17 protein-coding genes are annotated in these 17,763 nt (G+C 60.0%); 14 read left to right on the plus strand and 3 right to left on the minus strand.

Annotation, left to right across the window (positions count from 1 at the left end):
• Positions 1 to 45 precede the first annotated feature (45 nt).
• From panB to rplS, 7 genes are all read left to right on the plus strand, one after another.
• Positions 46 to 861, plus strand: coding sequence for a 3-methyl-2-oxobutanoate hydroxymethyltransferase (panB, locus tag CDA63_RS06670; RefSeq protein ID WP_088463671.1), 816 nt, complete (start codon positions 46 to 48; stop codon positions 859 to 861).
• Positions 862 to 979: 118 nt separating this feature from the next.
• Positions 980 to 1,687, plus strand: a complete 708-nt coding sequence (locus CDA63_RS06675) for an RluA family pseudouridine synthase (RefSeq protein WP_088463672.1) — start codon at positions 980 to 982, stop codon at positions 1,685 to 1,687.
• Between the two features lie 177 nt (positions 1,688 to 1,864).
• On the plus strand, positions 1,865 to 2,620 hold the full coding sequence (locus CDA63_RS06680) for an acyl-CoA desaturase (protein ID WP_088463673.1): 756 nt from the start codon (positions 1,865 to 1,867) through the stop codon (positions 2,618 to 2,620).
• Between the two features lie 242 nt (positions 2,621 to 2,862).
• On the plus strand, positions 2,863 to 3,447 hold the full coding sequence (locus CDA63_RS06685) for a 30S ribosomal protein S16 (protein ID WP_088463674.1): 585 nt from the start codon (positions 2,863 to 2,865) through the stop codon (positions 3,445 to 3,447).
• A 127-nt stretch (positions 3,448 to 3,574) separates the two neighbouring features.
• Positions 3,575 to 4,174, plus strand: a complete 600-nt coding sequence (rimM, locus tag CDA63_RS06690; protein WP_088463675.1) for a ribosome maturation factor RimM — start codon at positions 3,575 to 3,577, stop codon at positions 4,172 to 4,174.
• An 8-nt stretch (positions 4,175 to 4,182) separates the two neighbouring features.
• Entirely contained in the window at positions 4,183 to 4,857 is a 675-nt protein-coding gene (gene trmD, locus CDA63_RS06695) for a tRNA (guanosine(37)-N1)-methyltransferase TrmD (RefSeq protein WP_088463676.1), read from the plus strand.
• Between the two features lie 192 nt (positions 4,858 to 5,049).
• Positions 5,050 to 5,421: a 50S ribosomal protein L19 gene (rplS, locus tag CDA63_RS06700; protein WP_088463677.1), complete on the plus strand. Its 372-nt coding sequence runs from the start codon at positions 5,050 to 5,052 to the stop codon at positions 5,419 to 5,421.
• 127 nt (positions 5,422 to 5,548) lie between these two features.
• Here the strand turns inward: rplS and CDA63_RS06705 are convergent, their stop codons facing one another.
• Positions 5,549 to 5,971, minus strand: coding sequence for a hypothetical protein (locus tag CDA63_RS06705; protein ID WP_088463678.1), 423 nt, complete (start codon positions 5,969 to 5,971; stop codon positions 5,549 to 5,551).
• 180 nt (positions 5,972 to 6,151) lie between these two features.
• On the opposite strand from CDA63_RS06705, the gene CDA63_RS06710 reads away from it, so the two are divergent.
• The gene (locus tag CDA63_RS06710) at positions 6,152 to 9,094 is read left to right on the plus strand and encodes a M1 family metallopeptidase (protein ID WP_088463679.1); all 2,943 of its coding nucleotides are present in this window, start codon (positions 6,152 to 6,154) and stop codon (positions 9,092 to 9,094) included.
• Positions 9,095 to 9,288: 194 nt separating this feature from the next.
• On the plus strand, positions 9,289 to 9,894 hold the full coding sequence (locus CDA63_RS06715; protein ID WP_126546759.1) for an inorganic diphosphatase: 606 nt from the start codon (positions 9,289 to 9,291) through the stop codon (positions 9,892 to 9,894).
• A gap of 240 nt (positions 9,895 to 10,134) precedes the next feature.
• Here the strand turns inward: CDA63_RS06715 and CDA63_RS06720 are convergent, their stop codons facing one another.
• A complete protein-coding gene (locus CDA63_RS06720) occupies positions 10,135 to 10,845 on the minus strand; it encodes a hypothetical protein (protein ID WP_088463681.1) in 711 nt (236 codons plus the stop codon).
• A gap of 239 nt (positions 10,846 to 11,084) precedes the next feature.
• Here CDA63_RS06720 and CDA63_RS06725 point away from each other — a divergent pair, with 239 nt between their 5' ends.
• The 5 genes from CDA63_RS06725 (at position 11,085) to CDA63_RS06745 (ending at position 15,339) form a co-directional block, all read left to right on the plus strand.
• Positions 11,085 to 11,492 (plus strand): 6-pyruvoyl trahydropterin synthase family protein, encoded by a 408-nt coding sequence (locus tag CDA63_RS06725; RefSeq protein ID WP_088463682.1) that lies wholly within the window; start codon positions 11,085 to 11,087, stop codon positions 11,490 to 11,492.
• A complete protein-coding gene (gene folE, locus CDA63_RS06730; RefSeq protein WP_088463683.1) occupies positions 11,485 to 12,174 on the plus strand; it encodes a GTP cyclohydrolase I FolE in 690 nt (229 codons plus the stop codon). The genes CDA63_RS06725 and folE overlap by 8 nt, the downstream gene beginning before the upstream one ends.
• Before the next feature lie 130 nt (positions 12,175 to 12,304).
• The gene (locus CDA63_RS06735; protein ID WP_088463684.1) at positions 12,305 to 13,219 is read left to right on the plus strand and encodes a TIGR01777 family oxidoreductase; all 915 of its coding nucleotides are present in this window, start codon (positions 12,305 to 12,307) and stop codon (positions 13,217 to 13,219) included.
• Positions 13,220 to 13,284: 65 nt separating this feature from the next.
• On the plus strand, positions 13,285 to 14,451 hold the full coding sequence (locus CDA63_RS06740; RefSeq protein ID WP_088463685.1) for a hypothetical protein: 1,167 nt from the start codon (positions 13,285 to 13,287) through the stop codon (positions 14,449 to 14,451).
• A gap of 114 nt (positions 14,452 to 14,565) precedes the next feature.
• Complete coding sequence (locus tag CDA63_RS06745; protein ID WP_088463686.1) at positions 14,566 to 15,339, plus strand: creatininase family protein; 774 nt, start codon at positions 14,566 to 14,568, stop codon at positions 15,337 to 15,339.
• A 6-nt stretch (positions 15,340 to 15,345) separates the two neighbouring features.
• Here CDA63_RS06745 and CDA63_RS06750 read toward each other — a convergent pair whose 3' ends face one another.
• A complete protein-coding gene (locus CDA63_RS06750) occupies positions 15,346 to 17,736 on the minus strand; it encodes a transglycosylase domain-containing protein (protein ID WP_242434587.1) in 2,391 nt (796 codons plus the stop codon).
• Positions 17,737 to 17,763 lie beyond the last annotated feature (27 nt).

Genomic DNA, 17,763 nt, shown 5'->3' on the forward strand with positions numbered 1-17,763 from the left:
AGACCTCAGACGCTAAGTTCTCCAGTCCTTAAGTTCCTGTTTCCCATGTCCCAACACAAGGAAGTCAAACTCGTGACCACGCACCAGTTGCTGGCCATGAAAGAGCGCGGCGAAAAGATATCCATGCTCACGGCCTACGACTTCTCGATGGCCCAGATTCTGGATGGCGCCGGCATCGACGTACTGCTCGTCGGCGACTCGGCCTCCAACGTTATGGCCGGCCACGAAACGACGCTGCCCATCACCCTCGACCAGATGATTTACCACGCCCAAAGTGTGGTGCGGGCCGTAAAGCGGGCCTTCGTGGTGGTCGATATGCCGTTTGGCTCCTACCAGGGCAACTCGTCGGAGGCCCTGCGCTCGGCTATCCGCATCATGAAGGAATCGGGCGGGCACGGCATTAAGCTCGAAGGCGGGGCCGAAATCAAGGACAGCATCACTCGGATTCTGACCGCCGGCATCCCCGTGATGGGCCACCTGGGGCTTACTCCGCAAAGTATCTATAAATTTGGCACGTACTCGGTGCGGGCCAAAGAAGAAACGGAGGCGCAAAAGCTCATCGAAGACGCCCTGCTGTTGCAGGAAATCGGCTGTTTCGCCCTCGTACTGGAGAAAATCCCGTCGGGCCTGGCCAAAAAAGTGGCCGAGCAACTCACCATTCCGGTTATCGGCATCGGGGCTGGCCCCGACGTTGATGGACAGGTGCTGGTGGTACACGATATGCTGGGTATCACCAAGGAGTTCAAGCCCCGCTTCCTGCGCCGCTACGCCGACCTCGGCGACGCCATGCACGACGCCGTGCAGCGCTACATCCAAGACGTAAAAGCCCGCGACTTCCCTACCGCGGACGAAGCGTATTGATTTCAATTCAACTAAAGAATCAGCGGTTAAAAACTACTCCGTTGGCCCCTTGCAAACCGCTTTTCAGCGCCGGGGCCAACCGTTGGTTTTTAACCGTTGATTTTCAATTTTCTCCTAAGTGAATCGTCCGAATTTGTGGTCGGAGCGGAAGGAAATTCTGTTCGAAGACAACCATTTGCTCATCATCAACAAGCCAGCCGGCCTGCTCGTGCAGGGCGACGCCACCGGCGACGAACCACTCTCGAACAAGGCCGAGGAGTACCTGCGCTTCAAGTACAAGAAGCCCGGTGCCGCCTTCGTGGGCGTGGTGCACCGCCTAGATAGGCCGGTGAGCGGCATCGTGGTGCTGGCTAAAACCAGCAAGGCCCTGAGCCGCATGAACGAGCTGTTCCGCGACAATAAGATTCATAAGACTTACTGGGCCCTCACCGGCAAGTGCCCCGCCCCTATCGAGGGCCACCTGACGCACTGGCTGGTGAAAGACCCCATCCGCAACGTCACGAAGGCCTACCCCGAGCGCCACGGCCAGGGCCAGAAGTCGGACCTCGACTACAAGGTGCTAGGCCAAGCCGGCAGCCGCTACCTGGTGCAGGTGAACCCCATTACGGGTCGCCCCCACCAGATTCGGGTGCAGCTTAGTACCGGCCTGGGCACGCCCATCGTCGGCGACGTGAAGTACGGTTTCCTTGCCCCGCTGCCCGACGTGAGCATCGCCCTGCACGCCCGCGAGCTGGTGTTCAAGCATCCCGTCACGAAGGAGGAGATGCGCATTGTGGCCCCCCTGCCAGATATTGCCCACTGGGAGCCTTCTGAGGCGTATTATTAAGAAAATGTAGGCGCAGGCCCCAATAACATTATGGCCTTTTAGGGAGGCTCATTGGACTGAGGCGGTGCCTGGCAGTAGTTTTGCACTGCGGCGGCTGAACTTATATAGGAGTTTCGCGCTTTTCAGCCTTGAAACCCCGACCGCTCCTGGTTTCGACCTTTAACTTCTTCTGCCCACATGGCAATACTTGTTTTCTTCGTCGCGCACTATTACCTGTCGCTGTTCACGCAGACGTTCTACCTGCACCGCTACGCGGCGCATAAGATGTTTACGATGAACAAGTTCTGGGAGAAATTCTTCTTCCTGTTCACTTACATCTGCCAGGGTTCTTCGTTCCTGTCGCCGCGGGCCTACGCGCTGCTGCACCGCATGCACCACGCTTACTCCGATACGGAGCTCGACCCGCACTCGCCGCTGTACTCGTCGAATGCCTTCACGATGATGTGGAAGACCAAGAACATCTACAACGCCGTGCTCAACCGCGACTATGCGGCGGCCGAGCGGTTCGAGGGCGACTACCCCGAGTGGAGCCTCATCGAGAACTTGGGCGACAAGTGGTATTCCCGGGTAGCCTGGGGCACGTTCTACGTGCTATTCTACGTCAACTTCGCCACGGCTTGGTGGCAATTTCTGCTGCTGCCCCTGCACTTTTTGATGGGCCCGATTCATGGCGCAATCGTGAACTGGGGCGGCCACAAGTATGGCTACCAGAACTTCGACAACCACGACCACTCCAAGAACACGCTGCCCTTCGACTTCCTGGCCTTTGGTGAGTTGTTCCAGAACAACCACCATAAGCTCCCCATGCGCGTCAACTTTGCCGTACGGAAATGGGAGCTCGACCCCACCTACGCCTTCATTTGGGCTTTGGATAAAGCCAAAGTGGTGAAGATTAAGCGCAAGTGGCAGGAGCCGGCGCAAATGGCCGCGTAAGGCATTTGCTGGTCTATTTACCACGTCAGACTTATAAAAAGAGCCGTTCCCTGTTGGGAACGGCTCTTTTTATATGGCACTAGAAGTAGCTGTGTTAGTTCGGCGCAAGTCTAGGCATCGGCGAAATCACGACTAATCAGTGGAAATCAGTGATTACCTTTTAATCTGGGTAAACTCTGAGTACCTTTGCACCTCATTTTTCAACCAGACGCACGGGATGCGTCGCTTAACCAAACCGGTTTATGGCAGTTAAAATTCGCCTCGCCCGCCGCGGCCGCAAGAAGGCCGCAATGTTCGACATCGTTATTGCTGACTCGCGCTCACCCCGCGATGGTCGCTTCATCGAGAAAATCGGTACCTACAACCCCCAGACCAACCCCGCTTCCATCAACTTTGATGGCGACAAGGCGTTCGACTGGATCATGAAGGGTGCCCAGCCCACCGATACCGTACGGGCCATGCTCTCGTACCGTGGTGTGCTCTACCGCAAGCACCTGCAGCTCGGTGTAATCAAAGGCGCTATTTCGCAGGAAACTGCCGATGAGCGTTACACCGCCTGGAAAGAAGACAAAGACGCTAAGATCGAAGGCAAGCGCACCAGCCTCGGCACCGCCAAAGATGAAGCTCGTCAGCAGCGTCTGGCCGCCGAAACCAAGGTGAAGGATGCCCGTGCTGAAGCCCAGCGCGCCAAGCAAGCCGCCATCGACGCTGCCAACGCTCCTGCTCCCGTAGCCGAAGCCGAGGTAGAAGAGACGCCGGCCGCCGAAGGCGAAACCGCTGAAGCTGCCGCTCCGGCCGCCGAGTCCACCGACGAAGCCCAAGCCTAAGCTGCGTTAGCAAGCGGAGAAGTTAGCCAGTTAAGAAGCCCTTCAACTGCCGAATTAGGCCTTTGGAGCAGCTTTTCAACCGGCTGGCTTCTCCGCTTTTTAACCTAGTTGCCTAACTCCTCCATTTATGACACTCGACGACTGCTACCAGTTGGGCTCCCTCGGGAAGCCGCACGGCCTGAAAGGGTTCGTAGTGGCCTTCTTTGACGTGGATGACCTCAACGATTATCGCAAGCTCCAGTCGGTGCTGCTTGAACTGCCCACGGCTCCCGGGAAACTGGTGCCTTACAGCGTCGAGAAGTTTCAGCCTCAGACCGATAAAAAGGTCCTGTTCAAGCTGAAGGGCATCGACCGGATCGAGGACGCGGAGCCGTTGCGCAATGCCAAGCTGTGGCGGCCTCTGGCCGAGCTGCCGGCGTTGTCCGACGACCAGTTCTACTTCCACGATGTGGTAGGCTACACGGTAATTGATGAGGAACTGGGCGAGCTGGGCGTGGTAGAAGCTTTCTACGAACTGCCTAAGCAGGACGTACTGGGCATGCGCTACCAAAAGCAGGAAGTGTTGATTCCAGTGGTGGATGAGTTGGTGCGCCGCGCCGACCAAGCCACCCGCCAACTGTTTGTGCGTCTGCCCGCGGGCCTGCTCGACGTGTACCTGAGCCCCTCCTCGCAACAGCAGGAGGAGCCTGATGACGACGACGAGCCGACCCCGGACGGCGCGGCCTAACGGTTTGTATGCGGATTGACATCGTAACGTGCCAGCCGGATTTGCTGGTCAGCCCCTTCGCGCATTCCATTGTGAAACGCGCACAGGATAAAGGCTTGGCCGAAATCTACGTGCACGACCTGCGCCGCTACGCCATCAATAAGCACGGTCAAATTGACGATTACGTGTTTGGGGGCGGGGCCGGCATGGTGTTGCGCGTGGAACCCATTGCTGCTTGTTTCGACGAGCTGCTGGCCCAACGCACTTACGACGCCGTTATCTACCTCACGCCCGACGGCAAAACCCTGCGCCAGCCGCTGGTCAACCGTCTGTCGCTGGCTGGCAATTTGTTGCTGCTCTGCGGCCACTACAAGGGTGTCGATGAGCGGATTCGCCAAGCCTATATCACCCACGAAATCAGCGTTGGCGACTACGTACTGAGCGGGGGTGAGCTGGGCGCGGCAGTGCTCGTAGATGCTGTGGTGCGGTTGCTGCCCGGCGTGCTGGGAAACGAAGAATCGGCCCTGAGCGACTCGTTTCAGGACAACTTGCTCTCGCCGCCCATCTATACCCGGCCTGCCGAATGGCGGGGCCATCTGGTACCAGATATTCTGCTTTCGGGCAACACCCCGAAAATTGATATCTGGCGCCACGAGCAAGCTTTGGCCCGCACTCAGGAGCGCCGCCCAGACTTGTTGGAGTAATGAAATAGTGATTTGGTGAAATAGTGAGTTCATGTTTAATCGGCGCCAGTAGTGCAATTAGACTCAATTGAACACAAAACTCACTCCCTCACCACCTCACCATTTCACAATTTAAAAACAGAGCGCTATATTTGCGCCTCTTTACCAGAAACCCCTTGGGGCGCGCGACCGTCCTTTACAGTTTTTACAGCCATGAGCGTACTACTCGATTTCATTGAGCAAGAGTCCCAGGAGCGCCGCGCCAGCTTCCCCAAATTTGCCGCCGGCGACACCGTAAACGTCCACGTGAAGATTCGCGAGGGCAACAAGGAGCGTGTGCAGCAGTTTCAGGGTGTTGTGCTCCAGCGCAAGAACACCAGCACCAACGGCGAAACCTTCACCGTTCGTAAAATCTCCAACCAGATCGGTACGGAGCGGATTTTCCCTTTGCTCTCGCCAAACATTGAGAAAGTAGAGGTTATTCGCCGTGGTAAGGTGCGTCGCGCCCGTCTATACTACCTGCGTGGCCTATCGGGCAAAGCCGCTCGTATCAAAGAGCGTCGTTTGAATGTAATCGCCAAGTAAGCAGCCGCGTTTGCAGCAGCTTCTTTCGAGCATATAAAAAGCCGGCTTCCCTTGCGGGAGGCCGGCTTTTTCTTTCGTTGCTGTCGCCACATCCTGAGCAAAACGAAGGATGACAGACGGTTTGATATTAGCCGTTCTGGGCCGAGTCCTTCTTCAGATCCTGAGCGGGAGTGTTTTCATTGCTCTGCAGCTGCTTGGCAGCCGCGCTCAGGGCCTCGCCCAGCTTAGTGATGCGCTCGGCCGTGTTTGGGTTCTCGGCGAAAGCGGCGGCTTTCACGGTATTGGTACCGAGGCGGCCCATCAGGCTCGTAACGGTGTCTTTGTTAACGGCTCCGCCGCCGAAGTGGGCCTTCAGGTCCTGGAGGTCGACCACCAGCTGGTGCAACTCGGGGTTGTTGGCATCCTTGAGGTCTTCGATCCAGCGCTGGAAGTGGTTGTCGAGACCTGCTCGGTCGGCTTCATCCTGGAGGTTATTGCTAAGCAGGGTGGTGGCACCGTCGAGGTGAACTTGGTGCTGGGTATCGTCTTTGGGGATTTTGTGGAAGGACATGGGGTCTCGGTTAGGTGTTGAGCCGCAAAGCGCGGCAGTACGGTAAAGAATATCTGTGCAAACGCGGGGGTTTGGGAAAGGTTGTGGCGCGGCATCCGGGCCGAAGGGGTACTTTTGTGGAGTAACCTAACTCATTTTGTTTCTTTCCCTCGCATGAAGAGAATCCTTTACTTATTCGTTATGAGCCTGCTGCCCGGGCTGGTCGCCGCCCAGACGCCGGCTGCAGGCTGGCAGCAACAGGTCGATTATTCTATTGACGTAAGCCTCGACGACCAGCAGCACGTGCTCACGGGCCGCGAGGAGCTGGTGTACATCAACAACTCGCCCGACGCGCTGCCCTTCCTCTGGTTCCACCTCTGGCCCAATGCCTACCGCGACAACAACACGGCCTTTGCCCGCCAGCAGCTGCGCAACGGCAGCCGCAAGTTTCAGTTTGCCACGCCCGCCCAGCGCGGCTTCATCGACGGCCTCGACTTCCAGGTAAACGGGCAGCCCGCCCAACTGGAGTACGACCCCAACAGCCCCGATATGGCCAAGCTGCTGCTGCCCACGCCGCTGGCGGCGGGGGCGCGCATTACGATAACGACGCCGTTCCGGGTAAAAATCCCGGACTCGTTTTCCCGGTTTGGGCACGTGGGCCAGGGCTACCAGATTACGCAGTGGTACCCCAAGCCTGCCGTATACGACCAGCGCGGCTGGCATCCCATGCCCTACCTCGATCAGGGCGAGTTTTACTCCGAGTTCGGCTCGTTTGATGTGCGCCTGACGCTGCCGGCCAACTACGTGGTGGGCGCCACTGGCGTACTCCAGAACCCCGAGGAGCAACAGCGCCTCGACGCGCTGGCCACTGCCGGAGCCGCCAAGAAAACGGCCGCCGACTTCGGCTCCGACCTGAGCTTCCCGGCTTCCAGCCCCGACACCAAAACCCTGCGCTACGTGCAGGACCGGGTGCATGACTTCGCCTGGTTTGCCGACAAGCGTTTCAACGTGCTCAAGAGCGGCGTCACGCTGCCCTCGGGCCGGCAGGTAGACTCGTGGGTCATGTTCACGAACAAGGATGCCCTGAAGTGGGTGAAAGGCCTGCAGGACGTGAAAGATGCCCTTACCTACTACTCGAAGTGGGTGGGCGAGTACCCCTACGCCGCGGCCACGGCCGTGGATGGGGCCCTGAGCGCCGGCTCGGGCATGGAGTACCCGATGGTGACCGTGACCCAGCCCGCAGCTATTGTGCATGAGGTGGGCCACAACTGGTTCTATGGCATTCTGGGCTCGAACGAGCGGGATTTTCCGTGGCTCGATGAGGGCGTGAACTCGTACCTGGAAAACCGGGTGGCCGAGCGCGACGACCCCAACGCCGGCCAGTTCGACTTCCTGACCAAATCGAAGAAACTGGCCGGCACGTTTGGCGTGCAGGGCCTGCCGGCCGCCGCCCTCAACCAGGTGCCCTACCAGGCCGTGGCGGCCCGCAACCTCGACCAGCCCGTGAGCGGCGTTACGTCGGCTGACTATGGCAAGCTGAACTACGGCATCATCGTGTACGGCAAAACGGCCTCGTTGCTCAAGTACCTGGCTGGCTACCTGGGCCAGGAGCGCTTCGATGAGGCCATGCACGCCTACTACCAGCAGTGGCAGTTCCGCCACCCCTACCCCGCTGATATGCAGGCCGTATTCGAGCAGACCAGCGGGCAGCAGCTCGATTGGTTTTTTCAGCAGATGCTCACGACCCAAAACCACTACGAGGCTGCACTAGCCGATTTGCTGGTGCAAGGCGAAACCCTGAAGGTGCTGGTCCGCAACGATTCGCCGGCGCCGTTTGCCGTGCCCGTTTCCACTCTCGACGCCCAGGGCCAAGTGCTGGAAACCAAGTGGACGCCCGCTTTCGGCGGCACCGAGGACGATACCCAGGACGAAACCCAACTCAACTTCAAAGCGGCCGGCGTGGCTGCCGTGGTGGTTGATGCCGGCTACCTCACGCCCCAGCTTAACCGCCGCGACGACCGCATGAAGCTCACCGGCTCGCTGCGCCGCTGGGAGCCGCTGGGCCTGCGCCCGCTGGCCAGCGTGGAGCGCTGGGACCGGCAGTTCATCAATTGGGTGCCCGTGGTGGGGGCTAACACCTCCGATAAGTTCATGCTCGGGGCGGCCTTCTACAACAATCCGCTGGCTCCTAAACGGCTCAGTTACCTGGCCATGCCCATGTTCAGCTTCAACCAGCGCGAGCTTAACGGCATCGGCCAGCTCACGCTGAACGTGCTGCCCCGCACGGGCGCCCGCCAGTTGCTAACCAGCCTGCAGGTGATGCGCTTCGAGCGCTACGTGAAAACGGAACCCAGCCTAACGCTGCTCCTGCCCCACTCGGCCTTCAACCGCGTTCAGCACCTAGTGCGGGCCGCCAACACCAACGTCCGCGACCAGGACCTAGGCCGCACCAGTAGCATCCAGACTCTGGAATACCTGGCGCGCGACGGCAACGCCCTCCAGAACTGGTCGGGCCACCTGGAATTCAACTACCTCGCGCCCACTAACGGCGAGTCGGGCACTTCCCGCCAGCAGGCCGCCCTGCTACGGGCCACGGCCACTTATGCACGCTACTACAACCCTAAGAAGCAGGTGCGGCTGCGGCTGTTCGGGGGCGGCTTCCTGAAGCAGGGTAGCGAGAGTCCGTTTGCCATGGGCCTGAGCGGCAGCTTCGACTACCGCCGCCAGACGGCCTTCCTTGACCGCCAGCAGATTTCGGACGCCTTCACCGCCCAGCGCCACCAGACCGACGACCGCGACGGCGGCTTCAAGTCGTTTCAGCCCGTGGCCAGCCGGCATTGGCTTACCACGCTGGGCCTGGAAGCCGACCTGCCGGTAACGTCGCTGGCCGTTTTCGCCGATTTGGGCGCGACCAAAGAGAAGTTTGCCACCCCGGGCCGCGACGCCCACCGGGCCTACTACGATGCGGGCCTAGTGGTGCCGGTAGCCGGCAAGTTCCTGCGTTTCTACCTGCCGCTGGCCGGCACCCAGTACGCTAACGGCTTGCCCAACAGCCGCCAGGATTTCACCAACCGCATCCGTTTCGTGCTGCATTTGGAGCAGTTGAACCCGTTCCGCCTCATTAACGAGCAACTAGCGCAATAGCCGTTCAAATCAGGCTTGTATAGAACCCGGTTTGCCCGGTGGTAGCGACCCGCGGGTAGGCAACCACCGGGCAAACCGGGTTTTTAACTGGCTGCAGCCTTGCCCCGGGCATAGTGTATCTTGCCAAAAACCGGGAACCCAACAAGCCAGTGGCGTTTACCGGCCCGGCGACTTACCTGATTTCAACCCAACTCATGCGCCTTGCTTCTCGCCGTTTTTTGCTGTTTTCATTGCTGCTGGGCAGTGAGTTACTGGCGGGTTGCGGCACCCGTTACGCCGACTTACCTACATTTTCGGCCGATCATCAGCTGTTGCAGTTAGTGGTGGAGATGCCGGCTGGCTCCAACCACGAGTTACGCTACAACCCCACCACCAACGAATTTGAACCGCGCCGCCTAGCGGGCCTAGAGGCCGTGGTGGAGTTTTTGCCGGCTCCGGGCAACCTGGGTTTCGTACCCGGCACGAGCGGGGCCGCCGTACCGGGCGGACCGAGCCAACCGCTGCCGGCCCTGCTGCTGGCCGAAAGCCAGCCCGCCGGCACGATACTCGAAGTGCTGCCCGTAGCCCTGCTCACGCTCGACGTAAACGGGCAGCTCCAGCCCATCCTCGTGGCCGTACCCGCCCGCCCAGGTCAGCGCATTTTGCCTCGGGCCACTACCTGGGTCAGCCTCAACCAGTACTATCCCAACGTGCGGCCCTTCCTCAACCTTTGGTTCCGCCACCGCGCCCCCAACACCCGCATCGTGGGCTGGAAAGATGAGCAGGCAGCCAGCCAGGAGGTGCGCCGCTGGATGAAGTGAGAAGTGAGAAGTGAGAAGTGAGAAGTGAGAAGTGAGAAGTGAGAAGTGAGAAACGGTACGGGAACTGGGAGCATATGGAACGTCATTCTTCGCTTCGCTCTGAATGACGTGCTTTTCCTCTGCGCAACAACTGCGGCTTTAAGCGCAACCGCACTGCGGTGGCCTTCCCCAATAAGCAAACAGCCCCGCCGGCCAATGCCAACGGGGCTGTTCGGGTACTCATTAGTAGGGCGAGGCCGACTACTCGATTTTATTGAGACGCTCCTTGACGGCTTCCAGGGCCACGCGCATGTTCACGATGTCGGCGCGGGCAGCTTCCTGCTCCTTCAGATTCATGTCGATCTGGTTGTTGAACTGCTGCAACTCAGCCGCGTTTTGCGCCAGCGCCTGCTGAATCTCCATTTTCTTCTGCTTGTTCTTGTCGATGTCGCGCTTCACGGCATCACCCTTGGCAATTACGGCCATGTGCTGATCCTGGGCCTGCATGAGCGACTTTTCGGCCGATGCTACCTGCACCGCCATATCTTCACGGTAGAGCTTGCGCGAAAAGTCCTTCAGGTAACCTTCGGCCGACTTCCACTGCACGGGCGTGGCGTCCTTGCTCAGATAAGCATTGCCGAGGTCAATCGACCACCAGATGGTCGTACCGGTTGGCACAGCGTCTACTTTGCTGATAACGCGCACCGGAGTTTTGGAAACGGCGTCAATTACCACCCCGTCCATCGTGTAAATGCCTTTATCAGCTTTCACTTTGCTGCCGAATTGCTCGTCGAGCTGTTTTTTCCACGAATCCTCTACCCGCTTGCTGTCGAGCTGCATTGATACGCGCTGGCCTTTACGGGGAATCCCCTTAATGGCCATATCCGTTTCGTCGACGGGCGAGTTTTGTGCTAGGCTCGTGACCGATGAGGCCAATAGCAGCAGCAGAGAAAAAAGTACGCCTCGTTTCATATAAGATGAAATTGGGTGAAAAAGAAGAGGTTGAGCAGGATATAAACGGCCGGTGATTCTGACTCCGACTGACCAAATTTAACCAGACTCGCTGCATGTTGCTATACCTCAGATTGTTTTTTTTCAAGAAACATGACTTTTAGAAGAAAATTAATATTAAGCCTAATTTATATACCAGCACTAGCGGCTTTCGGCTTCGGCCCGAACAAAACGCTGGCTCGTAGGGTTGGGTGCTAACTATGACCGTTACCATCTGCCGCCAGGAGCACTTCAATGCTGCTCACCGTTTGCACAATTCTGCCTGGACCGACGCCCGCAACGAACAGGTGTTTGGCAAGTGCAACAACCCCAACTACCACGGCCACAACTACCGGCTCATCGTGCGCCTGACAGGCGAAATCGACCCCGAAACGGGCTACGTGTACGACATGAAGCGGCTGAGTGACCTTATTAAGCGCGAGATTCTCGATATCTTTGACCACCGCAACCTAAACCTGGATACGGCCGAATTCCGCGACCTTAACCCCACGGCCGAGAATATTGCCGTGGTAAGCTGGAACCGGCTGCGGCCCCACGTGGCGTCTCACCTGGCCCTATCGGTCACGCTGTATGAGACCGAACGCAATTCTGTAGAATATCATGGATAACCCCTTGTCTGCGGCTACGGCCGTAGCCGGTGGCGCCGCCGCCGCCACCGCCGTTGATGCCCAGTTGCCCGCCGACCTGCGCACGCCCCTGCGGCCCGATGCGTTTGCCCTCGACGAAGAAGCCAAGATTGAGGCCATTGCCGGCCATTTCCGGGAAATCATGCAGGTGTTGGGCCTCGACCTGACCGACGACAGCCTGAATGGTACGCCCCGGCGGGTGGCCAAAATGTACGTGCAGGAGTGGTTTCGGGGCCTGAACCCCGAGTACCGGCCCGACGTGCGCCTGTTCGAAAACCGCTACCAGTACCAGCAGATGCTGGTGGAGCGCGACATTACGCTTTTCTCCTGCTGCGAGCATCATTTCGTGCCCATCATCGGCAAGGCCCACGTGGCCTACCTGCCCGGCGAACATGTGGTGGGCCTGAGTAAGCTCAACCGGGTGGTGCAGTATTTCGCCCGCCGCCCGCAGGTGCAGGAGCGCCTCACGCGCCAGATTGCCGAGGAACTTAAAAATGCCCTTCACACCGACAACGTAGCCGTGCTCATCGAGGCCGACCACCTCTGCGTGATGAGCCGGGGCGTGAACGACACGAGCAGCAGCACGCTCACGGCCGAGTACGGCGGCGTGTTCGGCCAAGATGCCGCCCTGCGCCAGGAGTTTCTGCGCCTGATTGGGAAATAAATCAGTTGCCCGTGACCAGTTGCCCGTTGTCAGTAATTGGCACGCAACTCTGTAGTAGCTTGCGCCCCCGCTTGTCGCCAACCTACCCGAAACTGGCAATGGGCAACTCATCACTGGCAATTGAAAGAACATGTCTCGTAAAGTACTGATTACCGGTGGCACCGGCCTGATTGGCACCCGACTAGCCGAACTACTCATTGATGGGGGTTACGAGGTAGCCCTGCTGAGTCGCACGCCCGGTAACAACCGCTACCCCAGTTTCCGCTGGGAGCCGCTGGCGGGCACCATCGACGAGGCCGCCGTTCCGTACGCCGACTATATTATCAACCTGGCCGGCAGCAGTGTGTCGGATGGCAAATGGACCCGGGAGCGGAAGCGCGAAATTCTATCGAGCCGGCTGGCGGGTACCCAACTCATTGCCCAGGAGTTGCGCAAGGGCAACCACCACGTCCGAGCCTTCGTGTCGGCTTCGGCTATTGGCATTTATGGTGACCAAGGCACTCGGGTGCTGACTGAAGAAACCTCCCCGGACCCCGACGACTTTCTGGCCGACGTGTGCCAGCAGTGGGAGCAGGCCGCCGAATACGTGGAGCAGGACGGCATCCGGACGGCTATTGTGCGCATCGGCATTGTGCTCAGCCCCGAGGGCGGGGCGTTGGTACCGCTGGCCCGCACCGTGAAGCTGATGGCCGGTGCCCCGCTGGGCTCGGGCAAGCAGTACATGTCCTGGATTCATCTCGACGACTTGTGCCGGCTCTTTATTCAGGCCTTGGAAGACGAGCAGTGGAAGGGCGTCTACAACGCCGTGGCCCCGAACCCAGTCACGAACCAGGAGTTCACCGAAACCCTGGCTGAGGTGCTGCACCGCCCACTGGTACTGCCTAAAGTGCCCGAGTTTGGCCTCAAGCTAATGATGGGCGAGATGAGCGAAATCGTGCTGGCCTCCCAGCGGGTAAGCGCCGAAAAAGTACTGAGCAAGGGCTTTCAGTTCGAATATCCGACCCTGAAACTGGCCCTGAAGTCGTTCTACGGCGAGGATAAGTAGCCCGGGCACGTATGCGGCGGTTTCTGCAAGGCCTCCTTTTACTGCCGTTGCTAGTGGTCGGATACTTGAACTGCCGTCTGTTTTATGCCCCGGATTTCAGCCCGGTAGCCGGCCGTTCCATCAACCAAGACGTGGTGGCCCAACTGCGGTTTTTGCGCGGGCCGATGCACGATGGGGCGGGCCTGCAGATGCAGGAAATCTACCCGGAGGGCTTCGTGTACCTGAACTCCCTTTATGCGCTGGCTTGGACGGAACTGCTGCCGCACCTTTCTCCCCAAAGCGCCCTTTACCAGGAAGGACTGGCGGAAGCTGGGTGGGCCGTGCGGGAAATCCAGTCGCCGGCCGGACAGGCGCAGTTCTACGATACCGACCTACTGCTGCCGCAGGGCGCGTTTTATCAAGGCTGGTCGGCCTACGTATTGGGGCGTTACCTGGCCGCCCACCCCCCGGCCCGCCGCGACACGGCCCAGGCACGACAGTTTCGGCAGCAATGTGCTCTTATCGCCTGGGCGCTGCAAAACAGCCATACTCCTTACCTCGAATCCTATGCCGGGGCAGCCTGGCCTGCCGATGGCGTGATGGGCGTGGCCGCTTTAGCCTGGCACGACCGACTGTATCCGCCCGCTTACCAGCCCCTCATCCGGCAATGGGTCCGCAACGTGCAGGGCCACCTGGATTCGCGGGGTTTGCTGCCCCACCGCACGGCGGCTGGCACCGGACAATCGGTGGAAGATGCCCGGGGCTCGTCGCAGAGCCAACTACTCAACTTTCTGGTCGAAATCGATTCAACTTTCGCCCAGCAGCAATTTCGGCGCTACCGACGCTATTTTCACGCCTCGCGCCTGGGTTTGCCCGGTATCCGCGAAGCCGCCCTCGGAGCCCGACCCACCAACGACATTGATTCGGGTCCGGTTATCTGGGGCATCGGCGGGGCGGCCTCCCTGGTCGGCCGGCGCACCATGCAGCGCTACGCCGACACCACGGCGGCAGTGGGCTTGCGCAACAGCATCGAGGGGTTTGGGGCAGCCGTTACTTCCTCGGCCGGTAAGCGTTACCTGTTTGGCCAGCTGCCCATTGCCGACGCCTTCATTGCCTGGGCGAATTCGGTGGAGGCCACCCGCGAGATTCGGGGAGTTGCGGGCTGGCGCGGGCGTTTTCAGTTGCTGTCGACGCTGGTGGCGGCGGGGCTAATGGCCGGGATGATGGGGCTGGAGCGTGAGCGGCGGCGCTAATGGTTATGTGCGCCGGCAAATAGGCCGTTGTGGTTGATGCCCTGCGGCAAATGCTCCGTTTATTGCCGTAAACCGCCTTATTTTGCGCCTCTACTTCCTCCCTTAGCGCGCGTTATGACCAAGCCTTCCCCACGTCCCTACATTCTGGCTGAAACTACCTGGCAAGCCGTTAAAGACACTTCTGTGGAGGTCGTGGTGCTGCCCTGGGGCGCCACCGAGGCCCACAACTACCACTTGCCCTATGGCACCGATAACTACCAGGCCGACTACGTGGCCGCCGAGGCAGCCCGGGTGGCCTGGGAGCAGGGCGCGAAGGTGTTGGTACTGCCCGCCATTCCGTTCGGCGTGAACACCGGCCAACTCGACATCACGCTCGATATCAACCTTAACCCGAGTACCCAACTAGCCATTTTGCGCGACGTGGTGCAGGTGCTGGCCCGCCAGGGCATCCCGAAGCTGGTGGTGCTCAACGGCCACGGCGGCAACGACTTTCGCCAGATTTTGCGCGAGTTGCAAGCCGAATTCCCGACCGTGTTCCTGAGCACCGCTACCTTGTTTCGGATAGTTGACCGCAACCAGTTCTTTGAGGCCCCCGGCGACCATGCCGACGAGCTGGAAACGAGCGTAATGCTCCATATTGCGCCCCATTTGGTGCGGCCCTTGGCCGAAGCGGGCCCGGGCGCCGCCAAGCAGTTCCGCATTCGGGCCTTGCGCGAATGGGCTTGGGCCCAGCGCGAGTGGAGCCAGGTAACAGCCGACACCGGCGTGGGCAACCCGGCCGCCGCCACCGCCGAGAAAGGCGCGGCCTTCCTGGCGGCAGTTACGGCCGAGTTGGGGCAGTTTCTGGTGGAGCTGGCCGCCGCCGATTTGCACGACCTATACGAGTAGGCGCTCCTAGCCGCCCCCCAAGCTGTCCGGCAGCTTCAGCAGGCCACGGTTGAGCTTTTCCAGCAGGTCGTCGACCACGATGCTGTCGACGGGTTCGGGGCGGCGGCGGGGTTCGGCGGTGATGCAGTTGTACTTTTTGGTAATCTTAACTGTGGGCTGGGGGAAGGGGCCCATCTTGATGTCCAGTTCGGGGTCCTTGTAAAGCTTCTCCATGTAGGAGCCGAAGATGGGCAGCGCCGTGCGGCCGCCCTCGCCCTGCTGCGAGCCCACGAAATGAATGCTGCGGTCTTCGCCGCCCACCCACACGCCGGTTACCAGATCCTTGGTGATGCCCATGTACCAGCCGTCGGAGTAGTTGCTGGTGGTACCGGTTTTACCGCCAATCTGGTTGTTCTTTCTCCAGAGCTCATAGTCCCAGAGGGCCTGCGAAGTGCCGCCCGGCTCCTCCATGCCACCGCGCAGCATGTACGTCATCAGCCAGGCCGTTTCGGCCGGAATCACGCGCTTCTGGCGGGGGTCGAACTGCACCAGCACGTTGCCATTCTGGTCTTCGATGCGAGTGATGAGCATGGGTTCGGGCCGGAAACCCTGATTGACGAATGTGCTGTAGGCGTTTACCATCTCGTACACGCTCACATCACCACCCGAGCCTAACCCGATGCTGGGCACGGCCAGCAGCTTGCTGCGGATGCCGGTTTTGTGGGCGTACTTGGCCACGTTGGCCCACCCAACTTTCTCGGTGAGTTGGGCCGTGACGGAGTTCACCGAGCGGGCCATGGCGTAGCGCAGCGTCATGTTCATGCCGGTGTACTCACGGGTCACGTTGTCGGGCTTCCACTCCATCGGCTCACCGTTTTCCACGTAGTTGATGGTCACGCGCTCATCCCGAATTCGGTCGCAGGGCGCGTAGCCGTTGTCGAGGGCCGTGAGGTAAACGAAGGGCTTGAAGGTGGAGCCGGCCTGGCGCTTGCCCTGCTTCACATGGTCGTACTGAAAAAAGCGGTGGTCGATGCCACCCACCCAGGCCTTGATCTGGCCCGTGAAGGGGTCCATCGTCATCAGGCCGGCGTGCAGAAAGTGCTTGTAGTAGGCCAGCGAATCGAGGGGCGAGAGCAGCAGCGTGGTATCCCGGTCGCCCTGCCAGGTAAATACCTTGATGGGGTGCTTGGCATGCAACACCGAGTCGAGCAGCGCGGGCTGGCCCTGGTACTGCACGGCCAGGCGCTTGTACTGCTGGGTGCGCTTCATCTGGGTTTCGATGAAGTTGGGAATCACCTTGCCATCCTCATCCACCCAAGGGTCGGTGCCGCGGTTACGCCAGAAACTGTCGAAGGACCGTTGCAGGCTCTTCATCTTCTTATCCACCGACTCCTCGGCGTAGCCCTGCATGCGCGAATCGATAGTCGTGTACACCTTCAGGCCGTCGCGGTACAGATCGTAGCCGTTTGCCTTGCACCACTCGTTGGCTTTCTGGCTGACGGCCCCGCGGAAGTACGTTTCGGGGCCATCGACGTGCTTTTCGACCTGGTACTGCAGCACGATGGGCGTGGCCTGCTGGGTTTGCAGCTCGGCGGCCGTGATAACCCCGGCCTGGCCCATGCGGGTCAGCACTAAGTCGCGGCGGCGCTTGGCGGCTTCGGGGTGGAAATTGGGGTTGAAGGCCGTAGGGTTGTTGAGCATGCCCACCAGCATGGCCGCCTGCTCGATGGTAAGCGAGTCGGGCGAGGTGCTGTAGAACGTTTTGGCGGCCACCTTTACTCCATAAGCCTGCGAGCCGTACTCGACGGTGTTGAAGTACAGGGCCAGAATTTCGTTTTTGGTATAGCGCCGCTCCAGCTCCACGGCCGTGAGCCACTCCTTGGTTTTGCTGATGATGGTACCCACCAGCGGCACCCGGCCCAGCAGCCCGACGTTTTCTTTGCGGCGGGTTTTATACAGGTTTTTGGCCAACTGCTGGGTGATGGTGGAGCCCCCGCCCCCGCTGCCCCCGGTAACCACCCCGGCCACGGCCCGGGCAATGGCGATGGGGTCGATACCCGAGTGGTCCTGGAAACGCACGTCTTCGGTAGCCACCAACGCCTTAATCAGCCAGGGCGACATTTTGCTGAGTGGCACCGGGCTGCGGTTTTCGCGGAAGTAGCGGCCCAGCAGCACCCCGTCGGCCGTGAACACCTGCGAGGGCTGCTCGACGCGCGGGTTCTCCAGCTCCTCCAAACTCGGCGACTTGCCAAACAGGAACATGAAGTTCATGCTTACCAGGATCGGGTAGAGCAGAAACAGCCCCAGGCCCACCACGAACCCCGCCCACAGCAGGCGGGAAAGCCGGTTGGGCCAGCGGCGGCCGGACTTGGGAACGGTTGAGGAAGCAGTTGTTTTCGTGGGCTTGGAAGCGGACATGCGGGGCGCAGTGAGGCGGGCGCGGCC

It is taken from the genome of Hymenobacter amundsenii (assembly GCF_002204745.1).
Taxonomy (GTDB): Bacteria; Bacteroidota; Bacteroidia; order Cytophagales; family Hymenobacteraceae; genus Hymenobacter; species Hymenobacter amundsenii.

What these genes read in the sequence shown, in the direction of transcription:
- panB (WP_088463671.1), top strand. Translation starts at nt 46, where the DNA reads ATGTCCCAACACAAGGAAGTCAAACTCGTGACCACGCACCAGTTGCTG.
- CDA63_RS06680 (WP_088463673.1), top strand. Translation starts at nt 1,865, where the DNA reads ATGGCAATACTTGTTTTCTTCGTCGCGCACTATTACCTGTCGCTGTTC.
- CDA63_RS06685 (WP_088463674.1), top strand. Translation starts at nt 2,863, where the DNA reads ATGGCAGTTAAAATTCGCCTCGCCCGCCGCGGCCGCAAGAAGGCCGCA.
- rimM (WP_088463675.1), top strand. Translation starts at nt 3,575, where the DNA reads ATGACACTCGACGACTGCTACCAGTTGGGCTCCCTCGGGAAGCCGCAC.
- trmD (WP_088463676.1), top strand. Translation starts at nt 4,183, where the DNA reads ATGCGGATTGACATCGTAACGTGCCAGCCGGATTTGCTGGTCAGCCCC.
- rplS (WP_088463677.1), top strand. Translation starts at nt 5,050, where the DNA reads ATGAGCGTACTACTCGATTTCATTGAGCAAGAGTCCCAGGAGCGCCGC.
- CDA63_RS06705 (WP_088463678.1), bottom strand. Translation starts at nt 5,971, where the DNA reads ATGTCCTTCCACAAAATCCCCAAAGACGATACCCAGCACCAAGTTCAC.
- CDA63_RS06710 (WP_088463679.1), top strand. Translation starts at nt 6,152, where the DNA reads ATGAGCCTGCTGCCCGGGCTGGTCGCCGCCCAGACGCCGGCTGCAGGC.
- CDA63_RS06715 (WP_126546759.1), top strand. Translation starts at nt 9,289, where the DNA reads ATGCGCCTTGCTTCTCGCCGTTTTTTGCTGTTTTCATTGCTGCTGGGC.
- CDA63_RS06720 (WP_088463681.1), bottom strand. Translation starts at nt 10,845, where the DNA reads ATGAAACGAGGCGTACTTTTTTCTCTGCTGCTGCTATTGGCCTCATCG.
- CDA63_RS06725 (WP_088463682.1), top strand. Translation starts at nt 11,085, where the DNA reads ATGACCGTTACCATCTGCCGCCAGGAGCACTTCAATGCTGCTCACCGT.
- folE (WP_088463683.1), top strand. Translation starts at nt 11,485, where the DNA reads ATGGATAACCCCTTGTCTGCGGCTACGGCCGTAGCCGGTGGCGCCGCC.
- CDA63_RS06735 (WP_088463684.1), top strand. Translation starts at nt 12,305, where the DNA reads ATGTCTCGTAAAGTACTGATTACCGGTGGCACCGGCCTGATTGGCACC.
- CDA63_RS06745 (WP_088463686.1), top strand. Translation starts at nt 14,566, where the DNA reads ATGACCAAGCCTTCCCCACGTCCCTACATTCTGGCTGAAACTACCTGG.
- CDA63_RS06750 (WP_242434587.1), bottom strand. Translation starts at nt 17,736, where the DNA reads ATGTCCGCTTCCAAGCCCACGAAAACAACTGCTTCCTCAACCGTTCCC.